This window comes from Pseudomonas sp. Hz4 (assembly GCF_054898165.1).
The window spans coordinates 3781437-3799255 of sequence record NZ_CM142719.1; the positions used below are offsets into that span (position 1 = coordinate 3781437).

Genomic DNA, 17819 nt, shown 5'->3' on the forward strand with positions numbered 1-17819 from the left:
ACCTGAGTAAAGGTGTAACGCCGGAGTTTTGCAAGATAGTCCAGCCGTGTTTTTTATGGCGCCAGTCAGGCGCCAAATACCCGTAACGTCAGGAATCCCTATAGATCAATGTGCGCAACAAGAACATCGGATTACCCACCACATAGCGACTGAATAATCGCTTTGGCTCACCTATTAGCCTGAACACCCACTCACAACCGAGACGACGCACCCATTGCGGAGCACGAGTCACCTTGCCGCCGAGAAAATCCAGAATCGCCCCGCCGCACACGACCAGACATGGCACGCCGCTGGCGGCTAACCTGGCAGCAACAGCTTCTTGCTTGGGCATGCCCATCCCCAGCACCACCAATTCTGGCTGCAACTGCCGGGCAAGGTTGAGGTAGGCATCCACCTCAGCAAAACCATGGTGAGCAGAGACGATATTTACCGCAAATGTCGCTTCGCTACGCTGCACCGCATTGGCGAGAAAGGGCTCTTCAGTCCCCCAGAAAGCCACGCGCCGGCCCTTGAACGCTGCCAGTAATTTGGGGATGAAATCTGTGCCATTCATATTCAGCCCCGGCTCTAAGCCGAATCGACGAAACAGGATGGCCATGCCGGAGCCATCCCGTAATAACACGTCAGCAGCCGACAGCGTTTCATAGTATTCGGTGTTGCCCGCCACCAAGTTCATGGCTTGGGCATTGACGAATCCAAGCACCGTCGTCGACTCAGTCTTGGATAACGCATCAATCAATCGTTGTTCATCACCCACATCACTGACCACCCTGAGTTTCTGGATAATCGTTTGCCAGTTGTGCTGCCAAGCCAAAGTGCGCATTAAGTGTCATCTCGCTTCGAACGCACCCATTCAACTTGGCGCTTAAGCACAAAGCCTATGTACAGGGGAATTTTCTTCACCGCGTAGAACGGCGCATACAACAAGGCCGAAAAAGAGATGATCTCGCGACCAAATTGGCTCCATGCCAACAAGATAGTCACGCTCAATATTGCCAGCCCAACAGAAGCTATCAATGCTGGCGCCAACGCTCCACCGAATATAAATACTAGCCATGACAGGGTAAAAAACGCCCCCAATACCAAAGTCAGTAACGCCAACGGAGGGACCCATAAATCCACCGTCATAGCCAGCAGGCTCCAGTTACGCCGGGCAATCGACTCCACTACCAGCTTTGGCGCATCACCCAGAATGACCCCCAGATGACCATGTTCCCAGCGCGTACGCTGGGCAATTAAGCCGTCATCGCTTCGCGGAAAATAACTGATCACCAGAGCATCGGGGCAAAACAAAGGCGGCTTGCCGCTTCGACAGAAATCCAGGCCCATCTTCAAATCTTCAACGATGTGGCCACTGGCTAAATTGATCAAAGTCAGATCCTGCCAGACGAAAGCCATTCCCGTACCCATTAACTGACAGGGCAAACCAAGCCGGGTCCAACCCTGCGGCCGTACCCGATTCTTCACACACCAGGCAAACTCGGCAAGCCGCACTTTTAGCCCCGAACCTGCTGGAGCACGCATCAAATTAAGTGCTTGCACTGGCCGCCCTGAGTCGATGCAACAGATTGCCAAACGCTCAATAGAACCCTCAGCCACCTGGCAATCGGCATCGATAATAATCATGACGTCCGGCGCATCGCTCGCCAAATGACGCACCCCACAGTCCAGCGCATAACCCTTGCCACGCTGCTGATCATTGCTTCGCTCCACCACCTCGGCGCCTGCCGTGCGGGCCAGCGCGGCCGTGTCATCAGAACAGTTATCCGCCACCACCAATAGGCGATCACCCAAAAGCAACTGCGGCCGAATGCTATTTAACGTCGCGACTATGATCGAGGATTCATTGTTTGCCGGTATCAACACCGCCACCCGCGGTCGCGATCCTTGCGCCGACGAGCGCGACCGTGCAGGCAGACAGGCCATCAGCACCTGCACAAACAGCACCAACACCGGCAGGACGATGAGTATCAGCAGTGAGCTGAACAGCCAATCAAATAACGTGATCATGCTTGCGCCTTAAACAAATTAGCCAATTTGGCCGCTTCGGTATCGATGTCGTGGCGCTCCAGCACTCTCTGATAAGCCGCCTCGCCCATCCGCTGCAACACCTCGACAGGTTGCGCGAGGCAGTCCGCCAGCGCCGCCGCCAACTCATCCACCGCTCCAGCGGGAAACAACCAACCGTTCTCACCCTGACGCACTAACTCGGGAATGCCCGCCACATAACTCGTCAGTACGGGTCGGCGCAACGCCATGGCTTCCATGATGACCACCGGCAAGCCCTCGGCGAAGCTCGGCAACACCAAGGCCCGCGCCGCAAGAATTTCCGCGCGCACCTGTTCGCTACTGATCCAGCCGGTAATTCGCACCCGCGCCTGCAAGCCATGCCGTGCAATCAGGGCTTCGATTTGCGCACGCATTTCCCCATCGCCGGCCAGTACTATCTCGAACTCCACGTTTTGCGCTGCCAGGATGCGGGCGGCCTCAAGCAGCAACAGTTGGCCCTTCTGCTCACACAAACGACCGACGCAAACCAACCGCGGCGCGGATGGCACGGCAACGGCCGGCACATCGTGAAACGCCCGCTCCAGCCCACAGTGCACCACCTTTACCCTTGGCCAATGCGCATGAGCTACCCAGCGATACAGCTGGCTGCGCCCATAAGAACTGATCGCCGCGACAAAAGCCGCGCGCCGGACTTTCTCGCCCAAATGAATAAACTGCGGTTTGTCGAACTCTTCCGGGCCGTGCACGGTAAAGCTGTACGCTGGCCCGCCGAGTGCATTGGCCAGCATCACCACCTCGGTTGAGTTAGTGCCGAAATGCGCGTGCACATGCTCGGCGCCGAACACCTGCAACCAAGACAGCACGCGACATGCCTCAAGCAAATAGATTAAATGGTACGGCCAGGGGCGATCGGCACGCCGGCCCATGCGTAGCGCCAGCCACAGCGCCGAAAAAAACCGTCGCGGCTGGGCGCGCAGCACCTGCAGCGCAGGCACTAACAGGCCTTTGACTCCGCCCTGCAGCACATAACACGTTTTACTGCGTTCGGACACGTCCTCGGCATCCACCAACTCGGCATCCCAGCCACGCAGAGCAATGCGCTGCACCACAAAGCCCTGACGCTCTAACGCCAGAATCTCGCGACGAATGAAGCTATGGCTGACCTTGGGGTATTGATTGATGAAATAAGCGATACGCATAGGAACCAAGCTTAGTTGTCGTTGCGGTGGATTATTACTGCAGGTAATCCCACAGCAGTACAGGTACCAGGAACATCAACTCGCAACACGGTGGCTGCTATAACTGCCTATCAATACGCTGTCTATCTTTTTAAAAGTATCATCTAAAAGTTCGTAACGTCTGCGGTACATCGCGCGTTTTTTTGAAGGAATACTTTCAAGCGCCTTTTTGGACAGGACCATGGGGATTTCAAAAAAATCTTCGCGCTCTGACGGAGTCGCTCCATGTTCCAGCCAGATCAAATCATAATTGGCAGCAAGCTCTTTAGCTTTTTCAGCGCCGAAGTACGGATGACGATGATGACGATACCCATCCCCTACCGCATAAATCCTCCCAACACCAATATTGATTGCAATATATTTAATCACTTCAATCAGAAAACTTCTTGGCCGAAGACCTTCAAAATCTTTTGTCAGGTCCCTATAAATACTCAAGGACCGATCACTCTCCACGCCTTTGTGTATTCCTTGAACTGCACCGATAAAAATACACAACTCAGTGTCCGTGCGACACAAGGTGAATGCTATTGATGCAATACGCAAATCTCCCTGAAACAGGTTCAGCACCAGCTCCCCTTCACGCATAAACCATACTGGACGATCCAGAACCAAGGAACAACCCGCAGCGAACGCCGATAAATCACTTAATATCAAACTGTCATTTCGCCCCAACAGCAACAGCTGCGGGCAACTTTTGCTGACGACTTCGTAATGCGAGGCTAATACGCTAAGTTTATGCTGAGAACTCCAGCTTCTACTGATGTAGGGCCAATGAACAACACCCACACAATCCCTGCCCAACTTCTCAACACCGGACTTCCCCAGAGCGCTCGACATGCGCCAGAAAAACAATTTTAGCTCAGACCAGTTTTTTATAATCAAAATCAGCATCTTAAACTTATTGTTCAACGCCCTTAACGAATACCCTGCATGTAAAAACAATACACTTTTTAATATCACCCAATTATTCATTGCAGTCTCACTTGTATTCGATCAACGCCGTCTTGCCGGCGCCGAATCTGTTCAAAAGAAACTTGACTTGCCCGAGCATTTCGGGAAATTTCCCCAGCACGAGAAAGAAAGCCCGCAGCCAGTTTTCGCGCGTGGATCTAACGCCCCTGCGGGCCAAGCGCACGACCTGCAATGGATAGACCAGCAGCAGAAGCAGCCCAAACCACTCCAACATCAAACTCGCGATAACAGTCGCCAGCGGGACACCCAATCCCCAGAACCAGGCACGGCGCGACTCACGTAACCAATGCTGCTCCGGTGCGGCCCCATGCAAAAATGCGCCCTCGGCAAAGGCATAACCACCGCGCAGAGTACGCTGCCACCATTGGCCGAACCGGGTCATGGTGGCATCGTGCAAAGTCATTTCCTCACCCAGACGCCAGACCTTCCATCCATTCCCACGCAGACGCACACACAATTCAGGCTCTTCCCCGGCAATAAGTTCCGGTCGAAACCCGGACGCTTCGGCGAAGGCGTCAGCCCGCATCAGCGCATCGCCACCACATGCCATGGCCTCACCTACCGGCGTATCCCATTCGAGATCACACAGCAAGTTGTAAATCGAGAGCTGTGGAAAACGTTCGCGGCGCCGTCCACAAACCACCGCAACGTCAGGATGTGTATCAAGAAAGGCCTGTGCCTGGGGCAGCCAGCCACCGACAACCTCGCAATCACCATCGACAAACTGCACATAACGCATCGCCGGCAATAAGCGTTGCACGCAGGCAAATCCTTCATTGCGCGCGCGCGCAGCCGTAAACGGAATCGTCATATCCAACTCGACCACCTCGACCCCAAGCGCCAAGGCCATCTGCACTGAACCATCCGTTGATCCAGAGTCGACATAAACGACCTTCTGCGCCGCACCGACCAGTGAAGCCAGGCAACGTTCCAGACGTGGTCCTTCATTGCGACCGATAACAACGACACCCATACCCGTAGCCATGGCGTTCACTCAGCGACGCAATTGAAGGAATCCATCCGTTGACTCATGAGCATTCCCTCGCGTCTGCGTACTTCCTTTTCTTGATAGTCGCAGGCACACCCACTGCCACCGAGTCGTCTGGCACATCGGTCAGCACCACAGCATTGGCACCAATCACGACATTGTTACCAATGCGGATATTGCCCAGCACCTTGGCCCCTGAACCGATATCAACATTGTTACCCACCACCGGGGCAATCGGCTCATTCACATTCTTAAGTCCCACGACGACGCCATTGCGAATACGGCAATCATCGCCAAACTGCGCATAGCCGCTGATCACGATTCCACCGAAATGATCGATGACGAAGTTACGCCCGATCACAACCTCACACGGCAGCTCGATACCCGTGACGATCTGCACCAGTTTGAAGAGCACTTTGTATATAAAGGAGAGCAATTTACGCAACAGCGCTGGGCGCACACCGTAGCGCCAGCGCCCAAAGCGATAAACCACCATCACCCAAAACCCCTGAGCCCCCCAATCTCCCGCGTAGGCACGCAAGTCAGCACGTATGTTTTCGAACATAAATTGCTCTACCGTGTGGGTTGGCTAGCGAGTTTGGTATCACGCAGCAACGCCCAGGTCACACAAGCATGCTGCCAACACGCCCCTATGGCAGCCCAGCCGTGGCCTTTCAATAGCGCCTTGAGCGCCAAAATCAGATCACCCAGACTCACCAACACCATATGTGAGGCCAAACCCACTAGACCGTGATGCTTGCGGAAGTACAAAAGCTCACTTTCGATTTGTAATGTGGGGAGCTGGTGACAAATCGCACTGAGTTTGGCAACAGACTTGGCACTTTCACCGCCGATATGCACCACCGTGGTATGCGGGTAGTAAACCACCTTCCAACCCGCCTGTTTAACGCGCTTACAGTGATCTATCTCCTCGAAATAAAGGAAGTAGCGCGGATCGAACAAGCCGACCTGGTCGATGACTTCACGGCGGATCAGGTAATAGCACCCGGGCACCCAGTCGCACTCACGCACCGAAGCATGATCCCAGGCCATGTCGTCGACCCTCTTCACCACAGGGAAAAAGCGCTCAAGCCCTGTGCGCGAGAGGAAGACATTTAACGGCGTCGGAAAATAGCGGCAGGAGGGTTGCAAATCTCCCTCTCGCCCAACCAACCGAACGCCCAGGACACCACAATCAGGATGAGCCTCCATATAGTCGAGGGTCTTGCTCAGCGTATCCGCAGCAACGAAGGCATCGGTATTGAGGAGCAACGCATACTTGCCCTGCAGGTGTTCAACCAATTGATTGTTGGCACGCCCAAAGCCAACATTATTTTCATTGGCCAGTTGCAACGCCTCAGGACAAATAGTTGCCAGACACTCCAGCGAATTATCGGCAGAGGCATTGTCCACCACCAAATAGCGCGTGCGACCCACACTATTAGACTGGCGTAACGCATTAAACATCGGTTGCAACAGAGCCGCTGTATTGTAATTAACGACCAACACGTCAAGGGGAGCACTAACCATTGGGCTGCTCGCCAAAAAAATGTTGCACTCTCATTGCTTTAAGTTTCGGTTCAAATTCCGGATCGAATAGTCCGCTGCGTTGCCTGATGAGGTCAATCCACGGATAAGTGGCGCAACGCTCTTCGACTTTTGCCAACAGATCTTCCAGCGTACAAATAACCTTGGCGGGATTACCCCCAACCACGACCCCAGGCGGAACATCTTTCACCACTACTGCACCGGCTGCAACAATTGAATCCGGACCAATAGTCACACGTGGCATGATGATAGCGCCATAACCGATAAAACAATTATCACGTATATCGATAGGGCCGACGGAGTCAAGTTTCGTACCAAAGCGCACATCGAGCAAGCCGACTATGCCATCGTGGCCGAACAGTGTGCAATCAGATAAAGCTATATTATTTCCGAGTCGTACTAGCGTAGGGTCCGTTATGTTGCACCCAAGATTGATCCATACGCCTTTACCGACAGAGTGCAGAGACCCCCATCGAGCCAGGTGATTAGCCCATTCATACCCGTCCGGTTTACAGAATTTTTTATAGAGCGAGGTTCCACGCCCCGTTGTTTTGGCAATATGAGCAATAGTGCGCTTTAGTAGACCAATCATCCTGTCAGCCTCAATAATTCAGCGATATACATCTGTGCCAAGGTTAGATACACCCTGATTCTTGATTACCACTACCCTAAGCGTAGACGCCTCCCTGAAATTCAACACTCAAAAAATCCACAAATGCTCCCTCTCAGGAATACCTGCCCAGCACGGGCCCCATTTGATGGTTAAGATAATCCGCCAGCCTTAAAGCAAGCTGCAAAAGAGGCATCGTGGGGTTACAGGCACCGCCTGTAGCGAAAACACTGCTGCCCGCAACGTATAGATTCTCGACACCGAACACTTTGCAGTTCTCGTCGACCACGCCAAACTCAGGCGACGTCGCCATGCGTGTGGTCCCCATATGATGAGCATGGGGATTGACCTTCAGTGGCACATTGACGTCATACACGCACTCTTCCAACTTGACAAAGCCCAGCCCTGTGTCAGCAAAACACTTCGCCACTTCGAGCCCGATGGACTTGACGGTATTTCTGTCTTCGGGGCTTAGTTCCCAATGAACGTTTACCTTCCTCACCCCCAACGCATCTCGTTCGTCGAGCAATGAAATACGGCTATTGGGGTTGGGAAACTGCTCGATCAGCGTGCCGAGCACCCCATCCCCAGGGCAATCGAACTTGGCAATAAATTCAATCTTGTGCTCCGCACCCATCTCGCAGGCGAGATTCTCGAAAAAGCTCTTGATGGCAGCCATTCGCCCATAGGATTTCACTTCAGCTACAAGCGAGGCCGTCACATTCCCTTTACCCGACCCGTGCGCCATCACGAATGCATCGGTCGTGAAGTACTGTCGAGCATCTGTACCCTGCCCGTCTTTCAGGATGAAGGCACCCAGATCGACGTTCAGGTGCTCCATGAAGCATTTACCGACGAAACCATCCTTGCTTACGATACCGCCAGCTGCCAGGGACTCACTGTTGAGCAGGTGCCTGGCATTCTCGATTGCGCCTGTCGCCAAAATGAATTGTTTTGCCGTGACTCGCTCTCGATGCAACTCGTAGTCCGAGACGACTATCGTTGCTATGCGGCCGGTCTTGCTGTCGAACTCAAGATCGACGCAATTGCAATTGATGAAGACATCCAGCCCCTCGGTCTCATTAAGTGCCTTGGCATATTTCTGTGCAAATCGCGTCGGCGGGCTTAGCAGGAAACGATCAGCGTCAAATTCGGTGCCGTCCAAAGTCGCATTGATAGCCTTGAATCCGGAGTGCGGCGCAAGATCTACAATATCCATGGCCGCCGACAGATTGCGCTCGATCTCGGAAAACGCGATGGGCCAACCGGGCACGTGCACCGGAGGGCCTACGGTAAAGTCCGACTGTTCAAATGGACGGCATCGCCCGGCCCAGTGATTGGAAGTCCCGCCAAGAAAGCGCAGGCGTGTTTCCTGAGCGTAGACCTCGAGGCCTGACGAGGAGACCTTATAAAGGTTCTGCGAGGCCGGTGAGTACTCGTGCCCACCGCCCTCGACAAGCACTACACGCCGACCATTACCGGCTAAACGCAAGGCCAGCGTAATGCCGGCTGGGCCCCCACCGATGATGCAGACGTCATAGTGGTCGCGGAGCTCTTTCTGCGATTGGTAGTCTTTGATCATGCTTGTGTTTGCCGAAAATGCTGGGCAGGCAGCACCCATCCGTTGATGACAACAAACTCGGATTTAGCAGCAGAAGGCCGGGCAACGGCTTTGGAAAATCCAAACATGAGCCCCCCAAGACTCAACAGAGCAAAAGCCTGGAGGAAGCCTCTGCGGTCCATCACAGAGGTATTCAAATCAGTTTCTCTCATGATTCAAAGCTCCACGACATCGAGATTACGCTGGAAATTTCAGTTGCACATCAAGGTCACATTTTTTTGGCGACCACCATCAACACCTCAATGGCGACGCTGTGCCACAGCTTTGGAAACATCAAGAGAAATAGATCAAATCAAAGCCAGCTAGCAATACTCGTCAACAACTCCCCACACAAAGCCCCCACCGCCAGCATTGGCAGCACTACCAGTTCACGCTTGAGATTGAACAGCCCCAGAAGACAATTGACATAAAAAACCAGGATAAGCGTAGGAAACGTATACAGGGCAGCACCCCAAATCGCATATTCGACTCCGCCAATCGCCAGCAGCAGAGGCAGCAGCACCCACAACGAGACCACGCGAATAATGTTATCCATGGCCTGGTATTTTGTGTGCCCCAAGGCAATCCAGACCTGATGCGCCAGCATGTAGCGCATTGTGAAAAAAGAGAGTGAAAGAATGGCCATCATGTTGCCGGCCTGGGCGTAACGCTCATCGTACAAAACGCTGATGAGCAGTGGACTGCCAGTCAAGAACAGTCCACATAGAAACAGACAGGCAAGATCCAACATCAATTTCAAGCGGTAGTACAAAGCCAGGAGCCGTACGGGGTCATTAGTTCTTGAGGCCTCACTGAAGGCCGGTAAGGCCACGGCCCCGAATATCTTTTGCATCCCAAGCTGGACAGCTCCCAAAATCAGCACGGCAATGGAGTAAACGCCCAGTTCGCTGGCCGTCATGCTGCCGCCGAACCAGACACGATCACCGTACATGGCCAATACGCCCACAGCCGACGACAACAGTATCCAACGGCCGAAGCCGACTAATTCCTTGAGCGCAGAACGTTCCCACTGCAGACGGTTAGGCGGGCCCTCAAACCAGAGATGCCCCACCAGCGTGCTGACCATCGCTGAGACCAGACCCGCAGCCACCAGTGACCAGATGGACCTGGTGAAGTAACCGATGCCCAGCATCACCAACAGCCCGGTGAGCTGGGACGCAAACTCGGCGAGTACCACTTTCTTTTGCTGGAAAGCGCGCACTGCCAGGTCGATTTTCGTCGACTGAAAACCAGTGATGATTGCCGAGAAACTGGTCACGGCCAACACCAGCGGCAACTCGGGTGCGGCGTAGGTGGAATTGACCGCCCACAGATTGTGGGTCTGTGCAAACCAGGCGAGAGCCGCGAGGAGAAGTGTCGAAGCAAAAAGGATAAAGCCGCGCACGATCTGCACGGTCCAGATGGTATTGAGAAACACCGGATCGTCGCCACGCGGGCTCTGAATAATGTTCTGGCGCAAGCCGACGTCGGAAAGCAAGTGCAGAACCAGCGAAACGGTGATGGCGATCATCATGATGCCGAACATTTCCGGCATCAGCAGACGGGCCATTACCAGGTTGCCACCCAAGCGAATGGCTTGAGACGTAACCAGCGCCCCCAGATTCCATGCCCCAGCAGAGATCGCTCGCTTACGAAGGCTGAGCGTTGGCGATAAATCAACTAACGACATAACATCAACCCCGGACCCAATGGCTCAAAAGGTACTATAGTCGCGTTTTGCCATTCCACTAGCCGTCGCTTCAATCAATAAGTCCAATCATCCATGCCTGAGCACTTTCGCGCGTTAATCGTCATTCTGGTCCTTGCTGGCGTCGTTTTTGCCATGGCACGTCGACCAGCAGCGGACCTGATTCCCGACCGTAATTTCACTCGTCGGCGCAATCTGTGGTTCGTATTGACGCTACTGGCCTTTGTTTCGCACAGTTTTTGGGTGTACGCGGGCATTGCCGCGATCGTTTTGACCTTCGCACGAAAAAGCGAACGCAATCCCGTGGCGCTATTTTTCCTACTGCTGTTTCTCATCCCGCCGTCCCCAGTGGAGATTCCTGGCTTCGGCCTGATCAACTATTTTTTTGCCCTGAACCATGTTCGTCTACTGGCACTGTGTGTGTTGCTTCCGGCTTTTTTCGCTCTGCGCAGGCGAGCAGACACGGTCCCTTTCGGGCGCACCTGGCCTGACAAGCTGTTAGCCGCCAACATCGTGCTGACGAGCCTGCTTTACCTGCGTGACACCACGGTCACCGACACGTTGCGCCAAACGCTCTACCTGTTCATCGAAGTTTTTTTGCCTTACTACGTTGCCAGTCGGGCGCTAAAGAGCCTCAGCGACTTCAAGGACGCTCTGTTCGGTTTTGTACTCGCCGCCATGGTGCTGTCGCTTATAGGTCTCTTCGAATATTCCAAGCACTGGCAGCTGTACAGCGCGGTGGTCAACGCCATGGGCATGCAATGGGATCCCGGCTACTTGAGTCGTGGTGGCTCATTACGCGCCAGCGCCACCACCGGCCAAGCCATTGCGCTGGGGTTCGTCATCAGCGTGGCCATCGGCTTTTACCTGTACTTGCAGGAGAATGTACGTAGCAAATTGCAGCGCAGCTTCGGCGCGTTGTTGCTCGCTGGTGGTCTGTACGTGCCGCTGTCGCGTGGGCCCTGGGTCGGTGCAGCCGCCATGATCGTCGTGTTCATCGGCACCGGCCGTAAAGCGGTCAAACGCCTGATGCTGCTGGCGGCCGCCGGGGTGCTCGCCCTTCCCTTGCTGGCCGTCGTGCCGGGCGGGCAAAAAGTGCTTGATCTGCTACCGTTTATCGGCACGGTGGAAGTAGAAAATATTACCTACCGGCAGCGCTTGATTGATAACGCAGTGATCGTTATTCAGCGCAACCCTTGGCTGGGTTCTTTCGATTACCGCAGCACACCGGAAATGCAGTCCTTGACTCAGGGCCAGGGGATCATCGATATCGTGAACACCTATATCGGCGTAGCGCTGTCGTTCGGTTTGATTGGTTTGACGCTTTTCGTGGTTTTTTTCGTCAGCGTTCTGCAGGGCATCCGCAAGGGGATGCGTTCGTTCCCCAACAAAGACGATGAGGCACGCCGACTCGGACGTGCACTTCTGGCGACATTGGCCGGGATCCTGGTCACCATCGTTACCGTCAGCAGTATCTCGGTGATCCCCGTGGTGTATTGGTCGGTGGCTGGGCTGGGAGTTGCCTATGCTCAGATGGCGCGCAGGCTCAAGCACACCTCAACTGCAGTCTCTGCGAGTGCCAACCTTCAACTCAGGTAATGCCAATGACTACTCTGTTTCGTCGCACTCCTATGCTGCTCCTCGTTCTCCTGTGCCTTGGCGTTTGGCCGTTCAGGACCTGGGCGTTGGACTGGGTCGTCAGTGTGGATGAGCGCAACGGCCTGCCAATGCTGGTGCGTGGTGGCAGTCCGGTAGTTGCTACGACATTCTCGTTCTTTGGGAGGAACTGGGACTGGACGTATTTGCAGACCGAATTCAAGGTAAACACCCCTTATCGATACTCCCTTGCAGGCAAAAACAAAGCGCTGGATTTCGACTTGACTGCGCAGATTCAGAAGCAAGACGAGCAAAAGCTGACCTGGAACTTTGTCCTGGATGCACACAGCATGAAGTCGGGCGTGTCAGGTGGCGGCATCGTCTTCACGTTCGACCCCGCCCTTTTCGCTGGAGAAATGGGCGAACCCACTTTGCTACCCGGCAACCGCGGCTGGTCCTGGGGGAATGCGCAAGGGCGACGCATCGAAATGCGCTTCGAGCCCGCCCTGGCGAGTGTGTACTTTGAACCGGGCGGTAAATCCGAGGTGCGCGCTTTTTTCTACAAGAACACCATCAAACCTGGGCGCCAGGATTTCACAGCCACCTTGAGCGTTTCTGGCGATGTGGCGGTCGGCCCAACCAATACCGAGCGTTTCGGGCTGTCGGACCCAAAGAGCTGGCCGACTGACAAGCTCGACAGGAAAACCTCGCCGGTCGACCTGTCCTTTCTCAACGCTCAGGAAAAACCTGCAGGCAAGCGCGGCTTCATCAAAGCCTCCGGCGAGCAATTGCTATTTGCGGACAACACTGCGGCACGTTTCTGGGGCACCAACCTTTCGGCCTACACGCTCTTCCTCACGCCAGACGATGCAATCAAGCTGCAGGCCAAACGCCTGTCGGCACTGGGCTTCAATCTCGTACGACTGCACCACCATGACTCGCCATGGGTCTTCCCGAACATCTTTGGCGACGGCAGGGTCACGCGTAACACCCAGCAACTGAGCCCGGAATCGCTGAAAAAAATCGACTGGTGGATCAAATGCCTGAAAGACGAAGGCATTTATGTGTGGCTTGATATGCACGTCCAGCGAGTCTTTACAGAAAACGACAACATTTATGGCTTCGATGAATTGCCAAAAGAAGAGCAAAATTTTGCCTATCTAAAGGGCTATTCCTATGTGAATCTCACCATTCAAAAAGCCATGAAGCGCTTTACCGAAGCCTACATGACCCATGTAAACAGCTATACCGGTCTCGCCTACAAAGACGACCCGGCGATCGCCGCCGTACTGATTACCAACGAAAACGACGTCACCCGCCACTTTGGCAACGCCCTATTGCCAGACAAGAACGTACCAAAGCACAACAAAATCTACATGGCGGAGGCCGAGGCCTTTGCCAACCAGCACAATCTATCTGCAGACCAGACCTGGCGCGCCTGGGAGCCTGGCCCCTCCAAGTTGTTCCTTAATGATCTGGAGCGACGTTTCAACGTCGACATGATTCAACACCTGCGTGGGATAGGCGTGAAGGTCCCCATCGCCACGACCAGTAGCTGGGGCGGCGATAGCCTGAACTCCCTGCCGGCCCTTACCGCCGGCGACGTAATCGACGTTCATAGCTACGGGGGCTCGGGACAGATAGAGAAAAACCCGCTCTACAGCGAGGGCATAGTGAATTGGATTGCCGCCGGCCAGGTCACCGGCAAACCCTTGACCGTCACCGAGTGGAACAATGAGCCCTTCCCGACACCAGATCGTCACTCGCTGCCACTCTATATCGCCGGCACCGCCCGCCACCAAGGCTGGGATGCACTGATGCAATATGCCTACAGCCAGGAACCACTGGGGGGCGAAGGGATGAGTGCCGACAACTGGCACGCCTATAACGACCCTGCAATGCTGGCCACTCTGCCCGCCGCCGCCTTGCTTTATCGCCGTGCAGACGTTCGCGAAGCAACAACGACCTACGTCTTCGCGCCGACGCCAAGCACCCTGTTCAACCAAATGATCACACCGGCCAACTCTGCTCTACTGCGCACAGCCATGGAGAAAGGCAAGCTGGAAATCGCGATGCCACAGACGTCGGAATTGCCTTGGTTGCAACAGAGCGTTATCCCAAGCAATGCACAGGAATTTCATGACCCTGACCAGTCGCTGCTGGACGCCAATGCCAGCGAGTCCACGACAGACACGGGTGAGCTAAAGCGCAACTGGAAACAAGGCATCTACACCATCAATACACCGCGTACCCAGGCCGCTACCGGCTGGATCGGCGGTGAGTCGATCAGCCTTGGCAACATTCAGGTTCAAGTGAAGACCGCCAACGCCAGTGTGGTGGTGCAGAGTCTGGACGACGCGCCTGTGGGCCGATCGCAGGATTTACTGATTTCGTTAGGCACCCGTGCCATCCCCCAAGACGACGAAAAAGTACCTTTTTACGTTGAGCCGCTCGAGGGCACGCTAACCATCCAGGCGCCGCAAGGCTTGACACTGTTCACCCACGGCATTTTGGGACAAATGAAGAAGCTGCCCGCGACCTACTTTGATGGCCGCTATGCAATCAAGTTCGACGGCTTGCAGGCGTCGAACTGGTTGTTTTTGAAAAAAGGCGTCACGCAAGCTCAACCTTAGGCGACGCGCAGCCGACCCCTGCCAATACAGCATCATCACGCACGCCGGCGAGCCAATAACTAGCCCGAGGGTTGCTTAATAGGTGTCAAAATCAAACGATGGAACATAGCCTGCGCCGAGCATGTGTGGACATTTCGACGATACAAAATCATCACTTAATAAATCATCCGAACTTTTATACTTACTCGTGAAAACCCCTGTGATATTTAGAAGAGTATGTGGCAAGGATGAGATGCTGATTTTCTGACTCTCTCTTTCCTTCAGCTTTAAAAGCTTGAGCGATTGCTGGCTTGAAATATTATTGGATGCCCAGATAAATGCCGAAACAGGGAGGTCATATTTATTGCCAATTCCATGACCCAAGAGCCCTCGGCGGTCATCCATCATGTTTTCACCATGATCCGATGAATAAACCAAGACAGATGGTTTTTTGCTTGACTTCAATTGATCAATAATGGTGCTTAATAGCCAGTCCGTATATAAAATAGTATTATCATACTCTGCGGTAATTCTGTCTTTGAAGCTGTTGGTTGATGGCTTGAATTTATCGAAATGTTCGGGGTATCGGCGTGAATACTCGAAATGGCTACCCTTGACATGAATGAATATGGCTTTCTTTTCTGTATCGCTTTTCTTTAATATTTTTTCATATTCTGAAATCAAAGCTCCATCATAGCTTCTCTCAAAATATTGACGGTATTGTGCCTCTGCAGCTATTTGTGGAATTATTCCACCAAAACTATCAACTTCCTGAGCAGACAACCAATAGGTCATGTATCCAGCTGCGCGATATATACTCACCAATGATTTTGTTGACGCAATGGCGTCCCAATCCCATATAGGCTCAAGGCTCAGCATTGAAGGAACCGCGAACGAGGTATAGGGGGCTGTCGTGCAGATATTATTAAACTTGAAAATCCCCGCCTGCTTACCGAGATTTGGGGTTGTTTCCTTGTTATAACCGTAGAGGGACCAGTTGTGCGGCCGTGATGACTCACCGATCACAAAAACAATGGTTTCTATATTTGATTGATTCGACAGGCTGGTTATTTTTACATCAGATTCTCGACGGCGCTTGATAAGCTTCTCCGTCCCCAAATACAAGTCTGCAGTAAGGGCAATTTGCGATAAATAACCTATTGGCGTGCTTTGATCTTTAGCAAGGAGATCCATGACTGCAGATTTCCCGAAAGAATTAACTTTGACGGTTTTATAAAAATACGCCCCATACCCCACTAGCAAGGCGCTAACAACCAGAACAAAAATACCTTTGTTTTTATATAATTTCCGCTTATGCAGGCCTATTAATCCAGCCCCGTAGCAAAATATGAAAATCACCAAAACGATACTGATGGACCGCCAGTAGGTCGGTAGAAACTCGCTTGCCTCCTTATGGTTTGTCAGGCCAATAAACATATAGGCAGCTGTTAATCTCGAGTTGAAATTTAAAACCAAAAAGAGATCAACAGTTGCTGCCAAATAGAATGGCAATAGAATGATGTGAGCTTTGAATTGATTGGCTGAAATAAATCTAATTGCCAAAAGCCACAACACCGACATACTAATGGTATAAAAGACCAATAAATCAATTTTAGAATATTGATAGTTTGCCAGCAATCTGACAATCAAAGGCGATAACAGATATGACCACAATACTAAATTTGGCCATTCTGCCTTTAATATTGTTACTGAGTAATCAGTAATTATGGCGGAATTTTTCATTTTATAATTGTTCTCGCAAGATCCCCATATACCTCCTCAAGGGTAGCTCTAATTGGCGCGCACGCTGTATCTTGTTCAAAATATTCTCTCCTTTGGCGTTCCAAACGTAGCGAGTCTCGGCTATTAATGGTCAGGCGGATCGCACTGACGTTGCAATCTGTGCTTGCACAGCAATAGTGTCCAGGAAATCGGAGATCAGGATGAAATTTTTGGTGGTGGGTGGCGCGGGTTATATCGGCTCGCACATGGTCAAACAGCTACTGCGTGCAGGTCACGACGTGGTGGTGGCAGACAATTTTTCCACCGGCCACCGCAGCGCCTTGGCGGGTGGAAAATTGGTCGAACTAGACATAGCCGACGCGCAAGCCCTGGACGTGTTGTTGGCCGCACAGCACTTTGATGCCGTGTTCCATTTCGCCTCTTTTATACAGGTGGGCGAATCCGTGACTGAACCTGCCAAGTATTACCAAAACAATTTGGCCGCCACGCTGACCCTGCTACAGGCCATGGTTCGTGCGGGAGTAAAAAACTTCATTTTCTCCTCGACTGCCGCCGTCTATGGTGACCCGGTGTATGTACCAATCGACGAGGAGCATCCCAAGGCCGCGATCAACCCTTATGGACGCAGCAAGTGGATGGTGGAGCAGATGCTTGAAGATTTCGACCGCGCATATGGACTGAAATCGGTCTGCCTGCGCTACTTCAACGCCGCCGGAGCAGACCCAGAAGGACAGTTAGGTGAACGCCATGAACCGGAAACCCACTTGCTGCCCCTGATCCTGCAAGCAGCCTCCGGACGCCGCGCAACCATCACCGTCTATGGGCGTGATTACGACACGCCTGACGGCACTTGCATTCGCGACTACGTCCACGTTGTCGATCTCGTTGCAGCTCACGCACTTGCCGTGGACTATCTACTGGCCGGAGGCGCAAGCACGGCGTTTAACCTCGGTAACGGTCAAGGGTTCTCAGTACAGCAAGTGATAAATACCGCGCGCAACGTGACTGGCCGGGATATCGCTGTCAGCGAAGCGCCACGCCGCGCTGGCGATCCACCACGCCTTGTGGCCGATCCCCGCAGGGCCAACTCATTACTTGGCTGGCAACCGCAATTTGGCTCACTTGAACAGATAGTGGCGCACGCCTGGAGCTGGGAGCAGAAGAACCCTTGGCAATGAAAGTCGGCGCTTGCCA

At 53.3% G+C, this 17819-nt stretch carries 15 protein-coding genes; 3 read left to right on the forward strand and 12 right to left on the reverse strand.

What is annotated here, in order from left to right:
* Window positions 1-88 precede the first annotated feature (88 nt).
* The 11 genes from ACYZTR_RS17190 to ACYZTR_RS17240 form a co-directional block, all read right to left on the reverse strand.
* Window positions 89-823 carry a WecB/TagA/CpsF family glycosyltransferase gene (locus tag ACYZTR_RS17190; RefSeq protein ID WP_461972754.1) on the reverse strand — a complete coding sequence of 245 codons (735 nt, stop codon included), beginning with the start codon at window positions 821-823 and terminating at the stop codon, window positions 89-91.
* On the reverse strand, window positions 823-2010 hold the full coding sequence (locus ACYZTR_RS17195; RefSeq protein WP_461972755.1) for a glycosyltransferase family 2 protein: 1188 nt from the start codon (window positions 2008-2010) through the stop codon (window positions 823-825). The genes ACYZTR_RS17190 and ACYZTR_RS17195 overlap by 1 nt, the downstream gene beginning before the upstream one ends.
* Complete coding sequence (locus tag ACYZTR_RS17200) at window positions 2007-3209, reverse strand: glycosyltransferase family 4 protein (protein ID WP_461972757.1); 1203 nt, start codon at window positions 3207-3209, stop codon at window positions 2007-2009. The genes ACYZTR_RS17195 and ACYZTR_RS17200 overlap by 4 nt, the downstream gene beginning before the upstream one ends.
* A gap of 75 nt (window positions 3210-3284) precedes the next feature.
* Complete coding sequence (locus ACYZTR_RS17205; RefSeq protein ID WP_461972759.1) at window positions 3285-4220, reverse strand: DUF535 family protein; 936 nt, start codon at window positions 4218-4220, stop codon at window positions 3285-3287.
* Window positions 4221-4227: 7 nt separating this feature from the next.
* Entirely contained in the window at window positions 4228-5205 is a 978-nt protein-coding gene (locus ACYZTR_RS17210; RefSeq protein WP_461972761.1) for a glycosyltransferase family 2 protein, read from the reverse strand.
* 43 nt (window positions 5206-5248) lie between these two features.
* The gene (locus ACYZTR_RS17215; protein ID WP_461972763.1) at window positions 5249-5773 is read right to left on the reverse strand and encodes a serine O-acetyltransferase; all 525 of its coding nucleotides are present in this window, start codon (window positions 5771-5773) and stop codon (window positions 5249-5251) included.
* An 8-nt stretch (window positions 5774-5781) separates the two neighbouring features.
* Window positions 5782-6738 (reverse strand): glycosyltransferase family 2 protein, encoded by a 957-nt coding sequence (locus ACYZTR_RS17220; protein ID WP_461972764.1) that lies wholly within the window; start codon window positions 6736-6738, stop codon window positions 5782-5784.
* Complete coding sequence (locus ACYZTR_RS17225) at window positions 6731-7348, reverse strand: acyltransferase (protein ID WP_461972766.1); 618 nt, start codon at window positions 7346-7348, stop codon at window positions 6731-6733. The genes ACYZTR_RS17220 and ACYZTR_RS17225 overlap by 8 nt, the downstream gene beginning before the upstream one ends.
* Before the next feature lie 133 nt (window positions 7349-7481).
* Window positions 7482-8948 carry an FAD-dependent oxidoreductase gene (locus ACYZTR_RS17230; protein WP_461972767.1) on the reverse strand — a complete coding sequence of 489 codons (1467 nt, stop codon included), beginning with the start codon at window positions 8946-8948 and terminating at the stop codon, window positions 7482-7484.
* The gene (locus ACYZTR_RS17235) at window positions 8945-9139 is read right to left on the reverse strand and encodes a hypothetical protein (protein ID WP_461972769.1); all 195 of its coding nucleotides are present in this window, start codon (window positions 9137-9139) and stop codon (window positions 8945-8947) included. The genes ACYZTR_RS17230 and ACYZTR_RS17235 overlap by 4 nt, the downstream gene beginning before the upstream one ends.
* A 140-nt stretch (window positions 9140-9279) precedes the next feature.
* Complete coding sequence (locus ACYZTR_RS17240) at window positions 9280-10656, reverse strand: oligosaccharide flippase family protein (protein WP_461972771.1); 1377 nt, start codon at window positions 10654-10656, stop codon at window positions 9280-9282.
* Window positions 10657-10749: 93 nt separating this feature from the next.
* Here ACYZTR_RS17240 and ACYZTR_RS17245 point away from each other — a divergent pair, with 93 nt between their 5' ends.
* Window positions 10750-12273: an O-antigen ligase family protein gene (locus ACYZTR_RS17245; protein ID WP_461972772.1), complete on the forward strand. Its 1524-nt coding sequence runs from the start codon at window positions 10750-10752 to the stop codon at window positions 12271-12273.
* A gap of 5 nt (window positions 12274-12278) precedes the next feature.
* Entirely contained in the window at window positions 12279-14903 is a 2625-nt protein-coding gene (locus ACYZTR_RS17250) for a glycosyl hydrolase family 5 (protein ID WP_461972774.1), read from the forward strand.
* 75 nt (window positions 14904-14978) lie between these two features.
* Here the strand turns inward: ACYZTR_RS17250 and ACYZTR_RS17255 are convergent, their stop codons facing one another.
* Entirely contained in the window at window positions 14979-16625 is a 1647-nt protein-coding gene (locus tag ACYZTR_RS17255; RefSeq protein WP_461972776.1) for a phosphoethanolamine transferase, read from the reverse strand.
* 200 nt (window positions 16626-16825) lie between these two features.
* Between ACYZTR_RS17255 and galE the strand changes: the two genes are divergently transcribed.
* Complete coding sequence (galE, locus tag ACYZTR_RS17260; protein WP_461972778.1) at window positions 16826-17803, forward strand: UDP-glucose 4-epimerase GalE; 978 nt, start codon at window positions 16826-16828, stop codon at window positions 17801-17803.
* The last annotated feature ends 16 nt before the right edge of the window (window positions 17804-17819 follow it).

Excerpts from the sequence above, each read along its gene's own strand:
- ACYZTR_RS17190 (WP_461972754.1), bottom strand. The coding sequence starts at position 823 with ATGCGCACTTTGGCTTGGCAGCACAACTGGCAAACGATTATCCAGAAA.
- ACYZTR_RS17195 (WP_461972755.1), bottom strand. The coding sequence starts at position 2,010 with ATGATCACGTTATTTGATTGGCTGTTCAGCTCACTGCTGATACTCATC.
- ACYZTR_RS17200 (WP_461972757.1), bottom strand. The coding sequence starts at position 3,209 with ATGCGTATCGCTTATTTCATCAATCAATACCCCAAGGTCAGCCATAGC.
- ACYZTR_RS17205 (WP_461972759.1), bottom strand. The coding sequence starts at position 4,220 with ATGAATAATTGGGTGATATTAAAAAGTGTATTGTTTTTACATGCAGGG.
- ACYZTR_RS17210 (WP_461972761.1), bottom strand. The coding sequence starts at position 5,205 with ATGGCTACGGGTATGGGTGTCGTTGTTATCGGTCGCAATGAAGGACCA.
- ACYZTR_RS17215 (WP_461972763.1), bottom strand. The coding sequence starts at position 5,773 with ATGTTCGAAAACATACGTGCTGACTTGCGTGCCTACGCGGGAGATTGG.
- ACYZTR_RS17220 (WP_461972764.1), bottom strand. The coding sequence starts at position 6,738 with ATGGTTAGTGCTCCCCTTGACGTGTTGGTCGTTAATTACAATACAGCG.
- ACYZTR_RS17225 (WP_461972766.1), bottom strand. The coding sequence starts at position 7,348 with ATGATTGGTCTACTAAAGCGCACTATTGCTCATATTGCCAAAACAACG.
- ACYZTR_RS17230 (WP_461972767.1), bottom strand. The coding sequence starts at position 8,948 with ATGATCAAAGACTACCAATCGCAGAAAGAGCTCCGCGACCACTATGAC.
- ACYZTR_RS17235 (WP_461972769.1), bottom strand. The coding sequence starts at position 9,139 with ATGAGAGAAACTGATTTGAATACCTCTGTGATGGACCGCAGAGGCTTC.
- ACYZTR_RS17240 (WP_461972771.1), bottom strand. The coding sequence starts at position 10,656 with ATGTCGTTAGTTGATTTATCGCCAACGCTCAGCCTTCGTAAGCGAGCG.
- ACYZTR_RS17245 (WP_461972772.1), top strand. The coding sequence starts at position 10,750 with ATGCCTGAGCACTTTCGCGCGTTAATCGTCATTCTGGTCCTTGCTGGC.
- ACYZTR_RS17250 (WP_461972774.1), top strand. The coding sequence starts at position 12,279 with ATGACTACTCTGTTTCGTCGCACTCCTATGCTGCTCCTCGTTCTCCTG.
- ACYZTR_RS17255 (WP_461972776.1), bottom strand. The coding sequence starts at position 16,625 with ATGAAAAATTCCGCCATAATTACTGATTACTCAGTAACAATATTAAAG.
- galE (WP_461972778.1), top strand. The coding sequence starts at position 16,826 with ATGAAATTTTTGGTGGTGGGTGGCGCGGGTTATATCGGCTCGCACATG.